The sequence below is a fragment of the Streptomyces sp. NBC_00846 genome (assembly GCF_045207325.1).
GTDB lineage: Bacteria > Actinomycetota > Actinomycetes > Streptomycetales > Streptomycetaceae > Streptomyces.
The window spans coordinates 898621-916836 of the sequence record NZ_CP108846.1; the positions used below are offsets into that span (position 1 = coordinate 898621).

The 18216-nt window shown below is 70.6% G+C and carries 17 protein-coding genes; 1 reads left to right on the forward strand and 16 read right to left on the reverse strand.

Annotated elements, in window-relative coordinates; translation table 11 throughout:
- Positions 1–31: 31 nt before the first annotated feature.
- The 9 genes from OG936_RS04135 to pyrR form a co-directional block, all read right to left on the reverse strand.
- Positions 32–355: an integration host factor gene (locus tag OG936_RS04135; RefSeq protein WP_014157387.1), complete on the reverse strand. Its 324-nt coding sequence runs from the start codon at positions 353–355 to the stop codon at positions 32–34.
- Between the two features lie 244 nt (positions 356–599).
- Positions 600–1439, reverse strand: a complete 840-nt coding sequence (gene pyrF, locus OG936_RS04140; RefSeq protein WP_406492628.1) for an orotidine-5'-phosphate decarboxylase — start codon at positions 1437–1439, stop codon at positions 600–602.
- A complete protein-coding gene (locus tag OG936_RS04145; RefSeq protein ID WP_406492630.1) occupies positions 1436–2545 on the reverse strand; it encodes a quinone-dependent dihydroorotate dehydrogenase in 1110 nt (369 codons plus the stop codon). Before OG936_RS04145 ends, pyrF begins: the two co-directional genes overlap by 4 nt.
- Before the next feature lie 64 nt (positions 2546–2609).
- On the reverse strand, positions 2610–5918 hold the full coding sequence (gene carB, locus OG936_RS04150; protein ID WP_406492631.1) for a carbamoyl-phosphate synthase large subunit: 3309 nt from the start codon (positions 5916–5918) through the stop codon (positions 2610–2612).
- The gene (gene carA, locus OG936_RS04155; protein ID WP_406492633.1) at positions 5911–7053 is read right to left on the reverse strand and encodes a glutamine-hydrolyzing carbamoyl-phosphate synthase small subunit; all 1143 of its coding nucleotides are present in this window, start codon (positions 7051–7053) and stop codon (positions 5911–5913) included. The genes carB and carA overlap by 8 nt, the downstream gene beginning before the upstream one ends.
- Complete coding sequence (locus tag OG936_RS04160; RefSeq protein ID WP_406492635.1) at positions 7050–7631, reverse strand: hypothetical protein; 582 nt, start codon at positions 7629–7631, stop codon at positions 7050–7052. Before OG936_RS04160 ends, carA begins: the two co-directional genes overlap by 4 nt.
- Positions 7628–8914, reverse strand: a complete 1287-nt coding sequence (locus tag OG936_RS04165) for a dihydroorotase (RefSeq protein WP_406492637.1) — start codon at positions 8912–8914, stop codon at positions 7628–7630. Before OG936_RS04165 ends, OG936_RS04160 begins: the two co-directional genes overlap by 4 nt.
- A gap of 2 nt (positions 8915–8916) precedes the next feature.
- Positions 8917–9912 carry an aspartate carbamoyltransferase catalytic subunit gene (locus OG936_RS04170; protein ID WP_406492639.1) on the reverse strand — a complete coding sequence of 332 codons (996 nt, stop codon included), beginning with the start codon at positions 9910–9912 and terminating at the stop codon, positions 8917–8919.
- Positions 9913–10005: 93 nt separating this feature from the next.
- Positions 10006–10590, reverse strand: a complete 585-nt coding sequence (gene pyrR / locus OG936_RS04175; RefSeq protein ID WP_406492641.1) for a bifunctional pyr operon transcriptional regulator/uracil phosphoribosyltransferase PyrR — start codon at positions 10588–10590, stop codon at positions 10006–10008.
- Positions 10591–10811: 221 nt separating this feature from the next.
- On the opposite strand from pyrR, the gene bldD reads away from it, so the two are divergent.
- The gene (gene bldD / locus OG936_RS04180) at positions 10812–11312 is read left to right on the forward strand and encodes a transcriptional regulator BldD (RefSeq protein ID WP_266745093.1); all 501 of its coding nucleotides are present in this window, start codon (positions 10812–10814) and stop codon (positions 11310–11312) included.
- A 171-nt stretch (positions 11313–11483) separates the two neighbouring features.
- Here bldD and nusB read toward each other — a convergent pair whose 3' ends face one another.
- The 7 genes from nusB to aroC form a co-directional block, all read right to left on the reverse strand.
- The gene (gene nusB, locus OG936_RS04185) at positions 11484–11915 is read right to left on the reverse strand and encodes a transcription antitermination factor NusB (RefSeq protein WP_266745094.1); all 432 of its coding nucleotides are present in this window, start codon (positions 11913–11915) and stop codon (positions 11484–11486) included.
- Between the two features lie 2 nt (positions 11916–11917).
- Positions 11918–12484: an elongation factor P gene (gene efp / locus OG936_RS04190; RefSeq protein WP_406492643.1), complete on the reverse strand. Its 567-nt coding sequence runs from the start codon at positions 12482–12484 to the stop codon at positions 11918–11920.
- 50 nt (positions 12485–12534) lie between these two features.
- On the reverse strand, positions 12535–13641 hold the full coding sequence (locus OG936_RS04195) for an aminopeptidase P family protein (protein WP_406492645.1): 1107 nt from the start codon (positions 13639–13641) through the stop codon (positions 12535–12537).
- 102 nt (positions 13642–13743) lie between these two features.
- The gene (locus OG936_RS04200; protein WP_406492647.1) at positions 13744–14556 is read right to left on the reverse strand and encodes a Pro-rich N-terminal domain-containing protein; all 813 of its coding nucleotides are present in this window, start codon (positions 14554–14556) and stop codon (positions 13744–13746) included.
- A 351-nt stretch (positions 14557–14907) separates the two neighbouring features.
- Positions 14908–15348: a type II 3-dehydroquinate dehydratase gene (gene aroQ, locus OG936_RS04205; protein WP_266745098.1), complete on the reverse strand. Its 441-nt coding sequence runs from the start codon at positions 15346–15348 to the stop codon at positions 14908–14910.
- A complete protein-coding gene (aroB, locus tag OG936_RS04210; protein ID WP_406492649.1) occupies positions 15345–16991 on the reverse strand; it encodes a 3-dehydroquinate synthase in 1647 nt (548 codons plus the stop codon). The genes aroQ and aroB overlap by 4 nt, the downstream gene beginning before the upstream one ends.
- Entirely contained in the window at positions 16988–18172 is a 1185-nt protein-coding gene (gene aroC, locus OG936_RS04215; RefSeq protein WP_406492651.1) for a chorismate synthase, read from the reverse strand. The genes aroB and aroC overlap by 4 nt, the downstream gene beginning before the upstream one ends.
- Positions 18173–18216: the final 44 nt, after the last annotated feature.

Genomic DNA, 18216 nt, shown 5'->3' on the forward strand with positions numbered 1-18216 from the left:
TTATCCAGGTTCTCAGGAGTGCCTGAGAACCTCAGGCGGCGCTGCCGCCGAACTCGCGCTCCAGGGATGCGATCTGGTTGGAGCCGAGGCCCCGGACCCGGCGGCTCTCGGAGATGCCGAGCCGCTCCATGATCTGCTTGGCGCGGACCTTGCCCACGCCCGGCAGGGACTCCAGGAGGGCGGAGACCTTCATCTTCCCGATGACGTCGTTCTCCTGGCCCTGCTTGATGACCTCGTGGAGGGAGGCGCCGGAGTGCTTGAGTCGATTCTTGACCTCGGCCCGCTCCCGGCGAGCCGCGGCGGCCTTTTCGAGCGCGGCTGCGCGCTGTTCAGGGGTAAGGGGCGGAAGAGCCACGCCTACGTCACCTCGGATGTCGATCTGTCGGATACGGACCGGTGCGGAAGCTGGGCGCTCCACACCAGGTGAGCGACGGACAACATGTGTACGTCGGCTCTCGACGGAGACTAGCGGCCAAGGCCGTCCCAGTCAGCGAGAACCAACGAAAAGTCCTGGTCAGCCTCAACCGACCAGGACATTTCGTGCATAACAACCGAGTTTTTTGGTCAGGATTCAGTCAACAACCTGATACGTGGCATGGTCATGCACGTGCGACGGCCGTCCGGACCTCGTCCGTGAGCCGATCCGCCGCCGCCCGCAGCCCCGTCACGTCCGGTCCCCGGCTCAGCACGCCGCGGCTCACGCTGGGCACCACATTGCGCACCGCGTCGCCGAACACACCGGGCAGATCGGCGGGCGTCGCGCCCTGGGCCCCGATCCCGGGCGCGAGCAGCGGGCCGTTGATGGCGAGATTCACACCCGCGTCCCCGAGCGTGGCGCCGACCACCGCGCCGACGGAACCGAGCGGGGTCACCCCCTCGTTCTCGGCGGCCATGTGGTCGAGCATGAGCTGGGCCAGCGAACGCCCGTCGGCGGCCGTGGCGCGCTGCACCTGTGCCCCTTCGGGGTTGGACGTCAAGGCGAGCACGAAGACGCCCGAGCCGGAGAGGACGGCCGCGTCGAGCGCCGGGCGCAGCGAACCGAAGCCGAGGTACGGCGAGAGGGTGACCGCGTCGGAGAACAGCGGCGAGTCCTTGTCCAGGTAGGTTGCCGCGTAGGCGCCCATGGTGGAGCCGATGTCGCCGCGCTTGGCGTCCATCAGGACGAGCGCGCCGGCCGCGCGCGCCTCCTCGACAACCTTCTCCAGGACCGCGATGCCGCGCGAGCCGAAGCGCTCGAAGAACGCGGACTGCGGCTTGAGCACGGCGACCCTGTCGGCCAGTGCCTCGACGACGGTACGGGTGAACCGCTCCAGGCCCGTGACGTCGTCGTGCAGGCCCCACGCGGTGAGGAGCGAGGCATGCGGATCGATGCCGACGCAGAGCGGCCCGCGGGTGTCCATGGCGTGGCGCAGACGTGCGCCGAACGGTTCCGGGATCATGCGGTGGCCTTCCTGGTCTCCGCGCCGACGGCTTCGGCGAGGGTGGCGTACGGGGATGCGGCCAGGCGTGCGGCCAGGCCCTTGTGGATCGCCCGGGCATAGCACGGGCCCTCGTAGATGAAGGCGCTGTAGCCCTGGACGAGCGTGGCGCCGGCGAGGATGCGCTGCCAGGCGTCCTCGGCGTTCTCGATGCCGCCGACGCCGACCAGGGTGATCCGGTCGCCCACCCGCGCGTACAGGCGGCCCAGGACCTCCAGGGAGCGTGCCTTGAGGGGCGCGCCGGAGAGTCCGCCGGTCTCCGCGACGAGGGACGGCGAGGACTTCAGGCCGAGGCCGTCCCTGGCGATGGTGGTGTTGGTGGCGATGATGCCGTCCAGTCCCAGCTCGACCGCGAGATCGGCGACCGCGTCGACGTCCTCGTCCGCGAGGTCCGGGGCGATCTTGACGAGCAGCGGGACCCGCCGCTCGGTGACGGTCCGGTCGGCCGCTTCGCGCACGGCGCTGAGCAGGGGGCGGAGCGCCTCGGTGGCCTGGAGGTTGCGCAGGCCGGGCGTGTTGGGCGAGGAGACGTTCACGACGAGGTAGTCGGCGTGGCGGGCGAGCCGCTCGGTGGACTTCACGTAGTCGCCGACCGCTTCGGCCTCCGGCACCAGCTTCGTCTTGCCGATGTTGACGCCGACCGTGGTCCTGAAGACCGGCCTGCGGGCGGCCAGCCGCTCGGCCACGGCGGCCGAGCCCTCGTTGTTGAAGCCCATGCGGTTGATCAGCGCGCGGTCCGCGACGAGACGGAAGAGGCGCTTCCTGGGGTTGCCGGGCTGCGGCTCGCCGGTGACCGTACCGATCTCGATGTGGTCGAAGCCGAGCATCGACATGCCGTCGATCGCGACGGCGTTCTTGTCGAATCCCGCGGCGAGGCCGAAGGGGCCGTGCATCCGCAGGCCGAGCGCCTCGGTGCGCAGCTCCTTGTGGCGGGGGGCGAGCACGGCGGCGACGAAGGTGCGCAGCACGGGGATGCGGGCCGCGAGGCGGATCCAGCCGAAGGCCAGGTGGTGCGCCTGCTCCGGGTCCATCCGCTTGAAGACCAGCTGGAAGAAGAATTTGTACATCGGGGGTGTCCTCGGTGTCCTCACGGAGAGGGGGACACCGTTTCCGGTGTCCCCCTCTCGGCTGCTAGTCGCGGGCCGCGGTCAGACGCTCCGCGTGTTCCTGGAGGGAGCGGACGCCGACGTCTCCGTGGGTGAGCGCGTCGATGCCCTGGACGGCGGCTGCGAGCGCCTGGACCGTGGTCAGGCAGGGCACGGACCGGGCCACGGCCGCGGTACGGATCTCGTAGCCGTCGAGGCGGCCGCCCGTGCCGTACGGCGTGTTGACGATCAGGTCGACCTCGCCGTCGTGGATCAGCTGGACGATGGTCCGCTCGCCCTGCGGGCCCACGCCCTCGGACTGCTTGCGCACGACCGTGGCGTTGATGCCGTTGCGCTTGAGGACCTCGGCGGTGCCGGAGGTGGCGAGCAGCTCGAAGCCGTGGGCGACGAGTTCGCGTGCCGGGAAGATCATCGAGCGCTTGTCGCGGTTGGCGACCGAGATGAACGCGCGGCCCTTCGTCGGCAGCGGGCCGTACGCCCCGGCCTGCGACTTGGCGTACGCCGTGCCGAAGACCGCGTCGATACCCATGACCTCACCGGTGGAGCGCATCTCCGGGCCGAGGACGGTGTCGACGCCGCGGCCGTGGATGTCGCGGAAGCGCGACCACGGCAGGACGGCCTCCTTGACGGAGATCGGCGCGTCGAGCGGCAGGGTGCCGCCGTCGCCGTTCGCCGGGAGCAGGCCCTCCGCGCGCAGCTCGGCGATGGTCGCGCCCAGCGAGATCCGGGCCGCGGCCTTGGCGAGCGGGACCGCGGTCGCCTTCGAGGTGAAGGGGACGGTGCGCGACGCGCGCGGGTTGGCCTCCAGGACGTACAGGATGTCGCCGGAGAGCGCGAACTGGATGTTGATCAGCCCGCGGACGCCGACGCCCTTGGCGATGCCCTCGGTGGAGGCGCGCAGCCGCTTGATGTCGTAACCGCCGAGGGTGATCGGGGGCAGGGCGCAGGCGGAGTCACCGGAGTGGATGCCGGCCTCCTCGATGTGCTCCATGACGCCGCCGAGGTAGAGCTCGGTGCCGTCGTAGAGTGCGTCGACGTCGATCTCGATCGCGTCGTCGAGGAAGCGGTCGACCAGGACCGGCCGGGTGGGGCTGATCTCGGTGGACTCGGCGATGTACGAGGAGAGCCGCGTCTCGTCGTACACGATCTCCATGCCGCGGCCGCCGAGCACGTACGACGGGCGTACGAGGACCGGGTAGCCGATCTCGTCCGCGATGGCCTTGGCCTCGGCGAACGTGGTGGCGGTGCCGTGCTTCGGGGCCGGCAGCCCGGCCTCGGCCAGGACGCGGCCGAAGGCGCCGCGGTCCTCGGCGGCGTGGATGGCCTCCGGGGACGTACCGACGACCGGCACGCCGTTGTCCTTGAGCGCCTGCGACAGACCCAGCGGGGTCTGACCGCCGAGCTGAACGATGACACCGGCGACCGGGCCCGCGAGGGTCTCGGCGTGCACGATCTCCAGGACGTCTTCCAGCGTCAGCGGCTCGAAGTACAGGCGGTCGGAGGTGTCGTAGTCGGTGGAGACGGTCTCCGGGTTGCAGTTGACCATCACGGTCTCGTAGCCCGCGTCGCTCAGCGCGAAGGAGGCGTGGACGCAGGAGTAGTCGAACTCGATGCCCTGACCGATGCGGTTGGGGCCGGAACCGAGGATGAGCACCGCGGGCTTGGTGCGGGCCGCGACCTCGGACTCCTCGTCGTAACTGGAGTAGAAGTACGGCGTCTTCGCGGCGAACTCGGCGGCGCAGGTGTCGACCGTCTTGTAGACCGGGCGGATACCGAGGGCGTGCCGCACCTCGCGGACGACGTCCTCGCGCAGGCCGCGGATGTCGGCGATCTGGGCGTCGGAGAAGCCGTGCCGCTTGGCCTCGGCGAGCAGCTCGGGGCCGAGCTCCTCGGCGGCGGCCAGCCCGTCGGCGATCTCCCTGATCAGGAAGAGCTGGTCGACGAACCAGGGGTCGATCTTCGTGGCGTCGAAGACCTCCTCCTGGGTGGCGCCGGCCCGGATCGCCTGCATGACGGTGTTGATCCGGCCGTCGGTCGGGCGGACCGCCTCGGCCAGCAGCTCGGCCTTGTCGCCGGGCTCACCCGTGAAGGAGAACTGCGAGCCCTTCTTCTCCAGGGAGCGCAGCGCCTTCTGGAGCGCCTCGGTGAAGTTCCGGCCGATCGCCATGGCCTCGCCCACCGACTTCATGGTGGTGGTGAGGCCGGAGTCGGCGGAGGGGAACTTCTCGAAGGCGAAGCGCGGGGCCTTGACCACTACGTAGTCGAGGGTCGGCTCGAAGGAGGCCGGGGTCTTCTCGGTGATGTCGTTCGGGATCTCGTCGAGCGTGTAGCCGACGGCCAGCTTGGCGGCGATCTTGGCGATCGGGAAACCGGTCGCCTTCGAGGCGAGCGCCGAGGAGCGGGAGACGCGCGGGTTCATCTCGATCACGATGACCCGGCCGTCGGCCGGGTCGATGGCGAACTGGATGTTGCAGCCGCCGGTGTCGACGCCGACCTCGCGGATGATGGCGATGCCGATGTCGCGCAGCCGCTGGTACTCGCGGTCGGTGAGCGTCATCGCAGGGGCGACGGTGATCGAGTCACCGGTGTGGACGCCCATCGGGTCGAAGTTCTCGATGGAGCAGACGACCACGACGTTGTCGTGCTTGTCGCGCATCAGCTCCAGCTCGTACTCCTTCCAGCCGAGGATGGACTCCTCCAGGAGCACCTCGGTGGTCGGCGAGAGGGTGAGGCCCTGGCCGGCGATGCGGCGCAGCTCGTCCTCGTCGTGCGCGAAGCCGGAGCCGGCGCCGCCCATGGTGAAGGAGGGACGAACGACCACGGGGTAGCCGCCGAGCGTCTCGACGCCCGCCAGGACGTCGTCCATGGAGTGGCAGATGACGGAGCGTGCGGACTCGCCGTAACCGATCTTCGCCTTGACGGCCTCGACGACGCCCTTGAAGAGGTCGCGGTCCTCACCCTTGTTGATGGCCTCGACGTTGGCGCCGATGAGCTCGACGCCGTACTTCTCCAGGACACCGTTCTCGTGCATGGAGATCGCGGTGTTGAGCGCGGTCTGGCCGCCCAGCGTGGGCAGGAGCGCGTCGGGGCGCTCCTTGGCGATGATCTTCTCGACGAACTCGGGGGTGATCGGCTCGACGTACGTGGCGTCGGCGATCTCCGGGTCGGTCATGATCGTCGCCGGGTTGGAGTTGACCAGGATGACGCGCAGGCCCTCGGCCTTGAGCACGCGACAGGCCTGGGTGCCGGAGTAGTCGAACTCGGCGGCCTGCCCGATGACGATCGGACCGGAGCCGATGACCAGGACGGACTGGATATCGGAGCGCTTAGGCACGCTGGCCCTCCATCAGGGAAACGAAGCGGTCGAAGAGGTACGCGGCATCGTGCGGGCCCGCGGCCGCTTCGGGGTGGTACTGGACGCTGAAGGCCGGCTGGTCGAGGAGCTGGAGGCCCTCGACGACCTGGTCGTTCAGGCAGACGTGGGAGACCTCGGCGCGGCCGAACGCGGTGTCGGACACCTTGTCGAGCGGGGCGTCGACGGCGAAGCCGTGGTTGTGCGCGGTGACCTCGACCTTGCCGGTCGTACGGTCCTGCACGGGCTGGTTGATGCCGCGGTGGCCGTACTTCAGCTTGTACGTACCGAAGCCGAGGGCGCGGCCCAGGATCTGGTTGCCGAAGCAGATGCCGAAAAGCGGAGTCTTCCGCTCCAGGACGCCTCGCATCACGGAGACGGGGTGGTCGGCGGTGGCCGGGTCGCCGGGGCCGTTGGAGAAGAAGACGCCGTCGGGCTCGACCGCGTACACCTCCTCCAGAGTGGCGGTGGCGGGCAGCACGTGCACCTCGATGCCGCGCTCGGCCATCCGGTGCGGGGTCATGCCCTTGATGCCGAGGTCGATCGCGGCGACGGTGAACTTCTTCGTGCCGATCGCGGGGACGACGTACGCCTCCTTGGTGGCGACCTCGGTGGAGAGGTCGGCACCCACCATCTCGGGGGCCTGCTGAACGCGGGCGAGCAGCGTGGCCTCGTCGGCGAGTGCGTCGCCGGAGAAGATGCCGACGCGCATGGCGCCGCGCTCGCGCAGATGGCGGGTGAGGGCGCGGGTGTCGATGCCGCTGATGCCGACGACACCCTGACGCTCCAGCTCCTCGTCGAGCGAGCGCCGCGAGCGCCAGTTGGAGGGCACCCGGGCGGGGTCGCGGACGACGTAGCCGGAGACCCAGATCCGACCGGACTCGGGGTCCTCGTCGTTCACACCGGTGTTGCCGACGTGCGGGGCGGTCATCACGACGACCTGGCGGTGGTACGAGGGGTCGGTCAGCGTCTCCTGGTAGCCGGTCATGCCGGTGGAGAACACCGCCTCGCCGAAGGTCTCCCCCACGGCCCCGTAGGCACGACCGCGGAAGGCGCGGCCGTCCTCCAGGACGAGTACGGCGGGAGCTTGGGCGGCTCCCCGGGTGGAGATCGTCATCGTGCGGTGCCTTCCGTAGTGCTGGTGAGATGGTTGATGGCCTCGACCCAGGCCGGGTGCTCGGCCGAGCGGTCGGAGCGGAAGCCGGAGTCGATCAGCTGGTCGCCGTGCGCCCAGGTGATGATCAGCAGGCCGCCCTCGGGGAGGACCTTGCCGGCGATGCCCTTGTCGAGCCGGGCCTCGCGCAGCGCTGCGGCCGGTACGAAGAAGTCGGCCGCTCCGGGGCGTACGACATCGAGGCCCTGGTCGGTCAGGGTGAGCTCGACGCGGCTGCGGGTACCGAGGCCGTGGGCGACGATCCGGTCGAGCCACTGCCCGGCGGTCGTCGAGGCGTGGTACCGGCCGCTCAGCGTCAGCAGCTTCTCGCCGTCGGCGAACCCCTCCGGGGTGGTGCCGAGTTCCGGCAGACCGGACTGGAGACTGCCCCGCCACTTCCATCCCTGGCGCATCAGCCAGTAGACGAAGGCGATGAGGACGAGCAGTCCGACGACCCAGCTGATCCGCGCGGGCCAGTCGGTCACTTCGGCCGACTTCTGCTCGGCGGCGAGCTGGAGGTACAGGGGGGTGAGTGATGTCACGCGAGCTTCCCGTCGACGACCGTGGCACGGCCCCGCAGGAAGGTGTGGGTCACTCGGCCCGGCAGCTCGCGACCCTCGTACGGAGTGTTGCGGCTGCGGGACGCGAAGTCCGCGGGGTCCACGACACCACGGTATGCCGGATCGACCAGGGTGAGGTTGGCGGGCTCACCGGCCGAGACGGGCCGGCCGTGTCCGTCGAGACGGCCGATGGCGGCCGGACGGAACGACATCCGGTCGGCGACGCCCGCCCAGTCGATGAGGCCGGTGTCGACCATCGTCTGCTGGACGACGGAGAGCGCGGTCTCCAGGCCCACCATGCCCATGGCGGCGGCGGCCCACTCGCAGTCCTTGTCCTCGTGCGGGTGCGGGGCGTGGTCGGTGGCGACGCAGTCGATGGTGCCGTCGGCGAGCGCCTCGCGCAGGGCCATGACGTCGGCCTCGGTACGCAGCGGCGGGTTCACCTTGTAGACCGGGTCGTAGGACCGTACGAGCTCGTCGGTGAGGAGCAGGTGGTGCGGGGTGACCTCGGCGGTGACGTTCCAGCCCTTGGACTTCGCCCAGCGGATGATCTCGACGGAACCGGCGGTCGACAGGTGGCAGATGTGCACCCGGGAGCCGACGTGGGCGGCGAGCAGGACGTCGCGGGCGATGATCGACTCCTCGGCGACGGCGGGCCAGCCGCCGAGACCGAGTTCCGCGGAGACGACGCCCTCGTTCATCTGGGCGCCCTCGGTGAGGCGGGGCTCCTGGGCGTGCTGGGCCACGACGCCGTCGAAGGCCTTCACGTACTCCAGCGCGCGTCGCATGATCACCGCGTCGTCGACGCACTTGCCGTCGTCGGAGAAGACCTTCACCCCGGCGGCCGAATCGTGCATGGCGCCGAGCTCGGCGAGCTTCTTGCCCTCCAGGCCGACGGTGACGGCGCCGATCGGCTGCACGTCGCAGTAGCCGGACTCCTTGCCGAGCCGCCAGACCTGCTCGACGACGCCGGCGGTGTCGGCGACGGGGAAGGTGTTCGCCATGGCGTGCACGGCGGTGAAGCCGCCGACGGCCGCCGCCTTCGTCCCGGTGAGGACCGTCTCGGAGTCCTCGCGGCCGGGCTCGCGCAGGTGGGTGTGGAGGTCGACGAGGCCGGGCAGCAGGATCCGGCCCTCCGCCTCGACGACAGTCGCGTCGCCGGCCTCGATGCCGGTACCGACCGCGGCGATGGTCTCGCCGTCGATCAGGACGTCCTGGGGTTCGCCGCCGAGGATCTTCGCGCCACGGATAAGGATCTTGCTCATGGTTACTTGTTCTCCTCGGTACGGGTGGCGGGCGACGGGTGGGCCGGGGCGGCGGGCTCGGAGCCGCCCAGCAGCAGGTACAGGACGGCCATGCGGATCGAGACGCCGTTGGCGACCTGCTCGACGGCCGTGCACCGGTCGGAGTCGGCGACCTCGGCGGTGATCTCCATACCGCGGACCATCGGGCCGGGGTGCATGACGATGGCGTCCTCGGGCATCTTCGCCATGCGGTCGGCGTCCAGGCCGTAGCGGCGGGAGTACTCGCGCTCGGTCGGGAAGTACGCGGCGTTCATCCGTTCACGCTGCACACGCAGCATCATCACCGCGTCGGACTTCGGCAGCACCTCGTCGAGGCCGTAGCTGATGTCGCACGGCCACTGTTCGACGCCGACGGGGACGAGGGTCGGCGGGGCCACCAGCGTGACGTGGGCGCCGAGCGTGGTCAGCAGATGGACGTTGGAGCGGGCCACCCGGCTGTGCAGGATGTCGCCGACGATGGTGATCCGGCGGCCTTCGAGGTCGCGGCCGAGACCGCTGTCGGCCCCGACGAGGCGGCGGCGCATGGTGAAGGCGTCCAGGAGGGCCTGGGTGGGGTGCTCGTGGGTGCCGTCGCCGGCGTTGACGACGGAGCCGTCGATCCAGCCGGAGGTGGCGAGGCGGTACGGGGCTCCGGATGCGCCGTGCCTGATGACGACGGCGTCGGCGCCCATCGCCTCCAGGGTCAGCGCGGTGTCCTTGAGCGACTCGCCCTTGGAAACGGACGAGCCCTTCGCGGAGAAGTTGATGACATCGGCGGAGAGGCGCTTGGCCGCGGCCTCGAAGGAGATGCGGGTACGCGTCGAGTCCTCGAAGAAGAGGTTGACGACGGTACGGCCGCGCAGGGTCGGGAGCTTCTTGATCGGCCGGTCCGCGACCCGTGCCATCTCCTCGGCGGTGTCGAGGATCAGGACGGCGTCGTCGCGGGTGAGATCGGCGGCCGAGATGAGGTGACGCTTCATCTGGGTGTTCTCCGGAGGGCTGGAGGGTTCAGGCATGCGGGCGCGCGGAAGCCGCCGTACGGGCTCGGGGTACGCCGTACGGGTGAAGTGCGGTTACTGCGCGCCCGTGGGGGCGGTCTGCTGGACACCGAGCAGCACGGCGTCGCGGCCGTCCTCCTCGGCGAGCTGGACCTTGACCGTCTCCCGCAGCGACGTGGGGAGGTTCTTGCCGACGTAGTCGGCACGGATCGGGAGTTCACGGTGACCGCGGTCGACGAGGACCGCGAGCTGCACCGCGCGGGGCCTGCCGATGTCGCCCAGCGCGTCGAGCGCGGCGCGGATCGTACGGCCCGAGAAGAGAACATCGTCGACGAGGACGACCAGGCGGCCCTCGATGCCCTCGCCGGGGATCTCCGTGCGGGCCAGGGCGCGCGCCGGGCGCAGCCGCAGGTCGTCCCGGTACATGGTGATGTCGAGGGAGCCGACCGGCATCTTCCGGCCGGTGATCTCCTGAAGTTTTTCGGCGAGCCGGCGGGCGAGGAAGACGCCCCGCGTCGGGATGCCTAGGAGCACCACATCATCGGCGCCCTTGGCGCGTTCGACGATCTCGTGGGCGATCCGGGTCAGTACCCGGGCGATGTCGGGAGCCTCCAGAACGGGGCGTGCCGCGTTGCCGGTGGCTTCGTGCTGTGCGTCCATAAGAAACGGACCTCCTTCTCCGCCTCACGGGACGGACCTTAAAGGACGTCTAAATTGCGTCATCAACGTTACCAGGGCTTGTGCCAGGCCTTGGTCGCACCCCCGGAAGGTGCCGGTCCGGACCATTCGGCTTGACGCAGCCAAGTAACGCTGCGTAACCTCACAGTGAGTTACCAGCCGCGCGGCGGAGCCGCAGAATGTCCCAGCGTCCGGGGAGCCTTATGTCCAGCGAATACGCAAAACAGCTCGGGGCCAAGCTCCGTGCCATCCGCACCCAGCAGGGCCTCTCCCTCCACGGCGTGGAGGAGAAGTCGCAGGGCCGCTGGAAGGCCGTCGTGGTCGGTTCGTACGAGCGCGGAGACCGTGCCGTGACCGTGCAGCGCCTCGCCGAGCTCGCGGACTTCTACGGGGTCCCGGTGCAGGAGCTCCTGCCCGGTACGACGCCCGGCGGGGCCGCCGAGCCGCCGCCGAAGCTCGTCCTGGACCTGGAGCGGCTCGCGCATGTCCCGCCGGAGAAGGCCGGACCGCTGCAGCGCTACGCGGCGACGATCCAGAGCCAGCGCGGTGACTACAACGGCAAGGTGCTCTCGATCCGCCAGGACGACCTGCGCACACTCGCCGTCATCTACGACCAGTCGCCGTCCGTGCTGACGGAACAGCTGATCAGCTGGGGTGTACTGGACGCGGAGGCGCGCCGCGCCGTCGCCCACGACGAGGGCTGAGCCGCCTTCGCAGAAACGTGCCGCCGTGTTGGCGCGGGCCCTTCCCGGGTGTCCCGCCGACACGGCGTTCTCGTTGTGGCAACCGGGTGCGCGGCAAGCCGGCGCACCAACGGCCGAAGGGCCCACCGCCATCCGGCCGTGGGCCCTTCGGCGGCTGAACGCCGCAGGAGGCTACTGCTCCCGGCGAAGGTTCGGCTTGAGGTCCTTGAACCGGGCGAGCAGCCCGTTCACGAAGGACGGGGAGTCATCGGTGGAGAACTCCTTGGCGAGCTGGACCGCCTCGTCGATCACCACCGCGTCCGGGGTGCCGTCCTCCCAGATCAGCTCGTAGGCACCGAGCCGCAGGATGTTCCGGTCGACGACCGGCATGCGGTCGATCTCCCAGTCCACGGCGTAGGTCACGATGAGGTCGTCGATCCGGTCCGCGTACTGCGCGTACCCCTCGACGAGCTCCATCGTGTACTCGGTGACCGGCGGCTGACGGGTGTCGGTCCGCGAGTGCCGCACCCAGTCCGCGAGGACCGTCTGCACGGACTCACCGCGCTGGTCGGCCTCGAAAAGGATCTGGAAGGCGCGCTTGCGGGCCTTGTTCCGGGCAGCCACGGTTAGCTGTTCACCCGGCCGAGGTAGTCGCCCGTGCGGGTGTCGACCTTGATCTTCTCACCCGTGGTGATGAAGAGCGGGACGCCGATCTCGTAGCCGGTCTCCAGCGTGGCGGGCTTGGTGCCACCGGTGGAGCGGTCACCCTGGACGCCCGGGTCGGTGTGCTGGACGGTCAGCTCGACGGCGGCGGGCAGCTCGACGTTGAGCACCTCGCCCTCGTGCTGGGCGACGGAGGCGGTGAAGCCTTCGATCAGGAAGTTGGCGGCGTTGCCGACAGCCTTGCGGTCGACCATGAGCTGGTCGTACGTGTCCATGTCCATGAAGACGAAGTACTCGCCGTCCATGTACGAGAACTGCATGTCGCGACGGTCGATGGTGGCCGTTTCGACCTTCACGCCGGCGTTGAACGTCTTGTCGACGACCTTGCCGGACAGCACGTTCTTGAGCTTGGTGCGCACGAAGGCCGGGCCCTTGCCGGGCTTGACGTGCTGGAACTCGACGACGGACCAGAGCTGGCCTCCGTCGAGCTTGAGCACCAGGCCGTTCTTGAGGTCGTTCGTGGAAGCCACGGTTGCGGAATCTCCTGGACTGAAGCTGGTGGAACGACCGAGGATGCGCGCTAGAGCGCGAGCAGCTCCTTGGTCGTAATGGTGAGTAGCTCGGGTCCGCCGTCCGCCTCGGGGCGCACGACGAGCGTGTCATCGATCCGGACTCCGCCCCGGCCCGGGAGGTGGACCCCCGGTTCGACGGTGACCGGTACACAAGCGTCCAGTTTACCCATGGCCGCAGGTGTCAGCTGCGGGTCCTCGTCGATTTCGAGCCCCACCCCGTGCCCCGTCCACGGTGCGAGGCTCCGGCCGTGACCCGCGGAGTCCAGGATGTGGCGGGCGGCGCGGTCCACATCGCGGTAGGCCGCGCCCGGTACGAGGGCCTCGCGCCCGGCCCGCTGAGCGGCGAAAACCAGGTCGTAGAGCTCGATCTGCCAGTCGGCGGGCGCCGTCCCGATGACGAACGTGCGGCCGATCTCGCAGCGGTAGCCGCGATAGTTGGCGCCGAGGCAGACGGAGAGAAAATCCCCTTCCTCCACCCGTCGGTCCGAGGGGCGGTGGCGCCCCTGGCCGGAGTTCGGCCCGGTGGCCACGGAGGTGGCGAAGGCGGGGCCGTCGGCGCCGTGGTCCACCAGGCGGCGCTCCAGTTCCAGGGCGAGATGGCGTTCGGTGCGGCCGACGAGGATCGATTCGAGAAGTTCGCCCAGGGCCTGGTCGGTGATCTCGGCGGCGATCCGCAGACAGGCGATCTCCTCCTCGTCCTTGACGACCCGGAGCTGCTCGACGGTGGCACCGAGATCGGCGAGCAGGAGCCGCGGGGCGACCGAGCCCATGGCCCGGTGGCGGGAGACCGTCAGATGGTGTTCCTCCACGGCCAGGGACTCCGCGCCCGAGGAACCGGCCAGAGCGGCGGCCGCGACCACCGGATCGCCGTCGCGGTCCGGCAGCGCGGACACCCGCAGCTGATCGTCCGTGCGCCCGTCGGAGGAATCGTCGGCCGGGTCGCAGGGGCAGAGCAGCACGTCCTCGCCGGGGCCGAGCAGCAGCACGGCACCCGGCGGCGCTCCGCCCGCGAGATAGCGGACGTTGGCGGGGCGGGAGACCAGAGCGGCCGCGGATCCGACGGCGGCGCACCGGTCGCGGAGCTGCCCGCGGCGGACGGCGTACACGTCTGACATGCCACGAGCCTACGAGCGGTTGCGCGGGCCTGCTCGGTCAGCGCACCCGACCGGGGGCCGCGGCCGGCCCTCACCGGACCGGGAGAGCGGCCCGGCGAGGGTTCACCAGGACGGTGGGCTGGTTATGGAGCGGGCGAGTATGTCGTCGAGGACACGGGCGGTGGTCTCCACGTCGTACGTCGAGTTGTCGATGATCGGCAGTCCGGAGCCGTACCACCCGGCCATCCGGCCGTGGATCCGGGCGACCTCCTCGTCCGAGAGGCGGCGGTTGCCGCTGCGGGCGGCATTGCGCTCCAGCACGATCTCCAGGCCGGGCAGCAGGACGACGGGCAGCAGCCCGGGCCCGACATGGCGTTTCCAGCCGCCGAGACCGACGACCGGACGGTCCGGGAACACGGCGTCGTCCAGGATGCAGGAAATGCCGTTGGCGAGGAAGTTGCGCGCGGCGAAGCCACAGGTACGGCGGGCGAGGCGGTACTGGGCCTCGGAGTGGTCGTTCCACCCGGCCTGGGGGTCGGCGAAGCCGGAGCAGACCCATTCACGGACGTCGTCGAGGCTGACGTGAGCCGTGGGAACCCTGCGGCGGCCGGCCCAGAGCTTGGCCACGGTGGTCTTGCCTGCGCCCGCGGGACCGATCAGCAGGACGGCGAGGGTCGCGCTGCCGGTGCCGGGCCCGGCGGGTGGCGCGGGCAGCGGGACGGGGCCGCCGGGCGGCAGCTGGACGTGCCCGGTGGTCTCCCTGGAGGGCGGCACCGGGGCATGCTGCGGGGCGGGTCCGCTCCAGCCCCGGGGCGCAGGAGGGGTGGTGGGCGGCGGCCCCGGCTGTCCGGGGTGCTGGGCCTGGTGCGTCCAGCCGACAGGTCCGCTTCCGGGGCCTTGGGGCGGCGGCAGCGGGGCCCCCACTGCGTGCTGCATCCGGTGCCACTCCGTCTCGTACAGTCAACTGGCGCTGGTGGAACGGCAACCGTACCGTCCCCGGCCGCCACTGAGGGAACGGCCGGGGACGGTCCACGGTGCCCGGTCGGCCGGGGTCTTTCGTTTGGATCAGGCCGGATCAGGGAGCGGCCCGCCGCGGAGCGGCTGATGTCACCGTGGTGCCGTGCATCGCAAGGCGGAGGAAAGAGCCGATGGGCTCACCTCTGCTCGAGCGGAGCCGAGAGCCCGGGGAAGACCGACGACAACGCGGCGAGGCGGGGTGCCGGGGCACGCGAGCCCGGCGTGATCCAAACGAGAGGCCGTGGGGCGGCCGTCCGGTGTACGGGTCCGTCAGTCGGTCAGCTCGTCCGCGAGGGCACGCAGAGCGAGGCGGTAGGAGCCGATGCCGAACCCCGCCACGGTCCCCGTGGCGACCGGTGCGACCACGGAGTTGTGGCGGAACTCCTCCCGTGCGTACGGGTTCGAGATGTGCACCTCGATCAGCGGGGCGGTGCGCTGGGCCGCCGCATCCCGCATTCCGTACGAATAGTGGGTGAAGGCCCCCGGGTTGAGAACGACCGGAATCGAACCGTCCGCGGCCTCGTGGAGCCAGCGGATCAACTCGCCCTCATCGTTGGTCTCCCGGACGTCGACGGCGAAGCCGAGCTCCTTGCCGAGCGCCTGACAGGTCTCGACGAGCCCGGCGTAGGACGTGGCGCCGTACACATCGGGCTCGCGGGAGCCGAGACGGCCGAGGTTCGGCCCGTTCAGGACGAGGACCCGGCGGGTCACGCCGACACCTCCCCGTAGGCGGCGAGCAGCACGGCCGGGTCGGGGCCCTCCAGCACGGTGGGCTTGCCGAGGCCGTCGAGGACGATGAAGCGCAGCAGGTCGCCGCGGGACTTCTTGTCGACCTTCATGTTCTCCAGCAGCTTGGGCCACTGGTCGCCGCGGTAGGTGAGCGGGAGTCCGACGGACTCCAGGACGGCGCGGTGCCGGTCGGCGGTGGCGTCGTCGAGGCGTCCGGCGAGCCGGCCCAGCTCGGCGGCGAAGACCATGCCGACCGAGACGGCCGCGCCGTGCCGCCACTTGTAGCGCTCGTTCTTCTCGATGGCGTGGCCCAGGGTGTGGCCGTAATTGAGGATCTCGCGCAGCCCGGATTCCTTCAGGTCGCTGGAGACGACCTCGGCCTTGACCCGGATGGCCCGCTCGATCAGCTCGGCGGTGTGCGGTCCGGTGGGTGTACGGGCGCCCTCCGGGTCCTCCTCGATGAGGTCGAGGATCGCGGGGTCGGCGATGAAGCCGGCCTTGATGATCTCGGCCAGGCCGCTGACGTAGTCGTGCACCGGCAGCGAGTCCAGCGCGGCGAGGTCGCACAGGACCCCGGCGGGCGGGTGGAAGGCGCCGACGAGGTTCTTGCCCTCGGCGGTGTTGATGCCGGTCTTGCCGCCGACGGCCGCGTCGACCATGGCGAGCACGGTCGTGGGTACGGCGATCCAGCGCACGCCGCGCAGCCAGGTCGCGGCGACGAATCCGGCGACATCGGTGGTGGCTCCGCCGCCGACGCCGACGATGACATCGGTACGGGTGAAGCCGGTCTGCCCGAGCGCCTTCCAGCAGTAGGCCGCGACCTCGACGGTCTTGGCCTCCTCGGCGTTCGGCAGCTGGATCGCGATGGCCTCGTAGCCCTGTTCGGCGAGGTCCTGACGGACCGCCTCACCGGTCTCGGCGAGCGCCTCGGGGTGCAGGACGGCGACTCGCTTGGCGCGGTCGCCGATGAGCGTGGGCAGCTCACCGAGGAGCTGTCGGCCGATCAGCACCTCGTACGGGTCGGTGCCCGCGCTGCCGGCGATCTGGATACGGGTGGGGCCCTGCTCGGTCATGCGTGTGTTCTCCCGGCCGGAGGTGACGGGGTCGTCCGTGCGCTCCGGCAGTTCCAGTGCGTCGAGGACCGCCTGGGCGACCTCTTCGGGGGTGCGCTCGTCGGTGGCGACGGTCACCCGGGCCACCTCGGTGTACAGGTGCCGGCGGGCGTCCATCAGCTCGCGCCACTGCCGGCGCGGGTTGACGGCGAGCAGTGGGCGGGCGGCGTTCAGGCCGACCCGCTTGACGGCCTCCTCCACGTCCATCGACAGATAGACGACAGGGTGGTCGGCGAGCAGCACGCGGGTCGTCGCGTCGAGCACGGCGCCGCCGCCGAGGGAGAGGACGCCCGTGTGCTCGGCAACGGCCGTATGCACGGCCTGTCGCTCCAGCTCGCGGAAGTGTTCCTCGCCCTCGTCGTAGAAGATCTCGGGGATCGGCTTGCAGGCCGTGGCCACGACGTCCGCGTCGGTGTCCCGGTACGTGGTGCCGAGCCGGGCGGCGAGCAGTTCACCGACCGTGGTCTTGCCGACGCCCATCGGCCCGACGAGGACGATCAGCGGGCCGCTCATCGGATCTGGAGGTGGTCGAGGTACGACTGCACATTGCGACGGGTCTCCGCGACGCTGTCGCCGCCGAACTTCTCCGCGACGGCGTCGGCCAGGACCAGCGCGACCATCGCCTCGGCTACGATGCCCGCCGCCGGAACGGCACAGACATCGGAGCGCTGGTGATGGGCCTTGGCGGGCTCACCGGTGACGACGTCGACGGTGGCGAGCGCGCGCGGCACGGTCGCGATGGGCTTCATCGCGGCGCGGACCCGCAGCAGCTCACCGGTGGTCAGACCGCCCTCGGTGCCGCCGGAGCGGCCGGAGGCGCGCTTGATGCCGTCCTCGGTGACCAGGATCTCGTCGTGCGCCTTGGAGCCGGGGACCCGGGCCAGGTCGAAGCCGTCGCCGACCTCGACCCCCTTGATCGCCTGGATGCCCATCAGGGCCGCGGCGAGCCGGGCGTCGAGGCGGCGGTCCCAGTGGACGTGCGAGCCGAGGCCGACGGGCACTCCGTACGCCAGCACCTCGACCACGCCGCCGAGGGTGTCGCCGTCCTTGTGGGCCTGATCGATCTCGGCGACCATTTCCTTGCTCGCGTCGGCGTCCAGGCAGCGCACCGGGTCGGCGTCCAGCCGCTCGACGTCGGCGGGCGTCGGGTAGACGCCGTAGGGCGCCTTGGCCGCGGCCAGTTCGACGACGTGGCTGACGATCTCGATGCCCGCGGTCTCCTTGAGGTACGACCGTGCGACGGCGCCGAGCGCCACCCGGGCCGCCGTCTCCCGGGCGCTGGCGCGCTCCAGGATCGGCCGTGCCTCGTCGAAGCCGTACTTCTGCATCCCGGCGAGGTCGGCGTGGCCGGGACGCGGGCGGGTCAGCGGGGCGTTACGGGCCAGCGCGGCCAGTTCCGCGGGGTCGACCGGGTCGGCCGACATGACCTGCTCCCACTTGGGCCACTCGGTGTTGCCCACCATCACGGCGACCGGGGAGCCCATGGTGAGACCGTGGCGCACCCCGCCGAGGAAAGTGACCTCGTCCTTCTCGAACTTCATCCGCGCACCGCGGCCATAACCGAGCCGCCGCCGGGCGAGTGCGTCCGCCACCATCTCCGTGGTGATCGGGACGCCGGCGGGAAGACCCTCCAGCGTCGCCACGAGTGCGGGGCCGTGCGACTCCCCCGCGGTCAGCCAGCGCAACCTGCTCAACGGTGCTCCTCATGCTCGCGCCTGGAACTGCGACGGCGCGACCG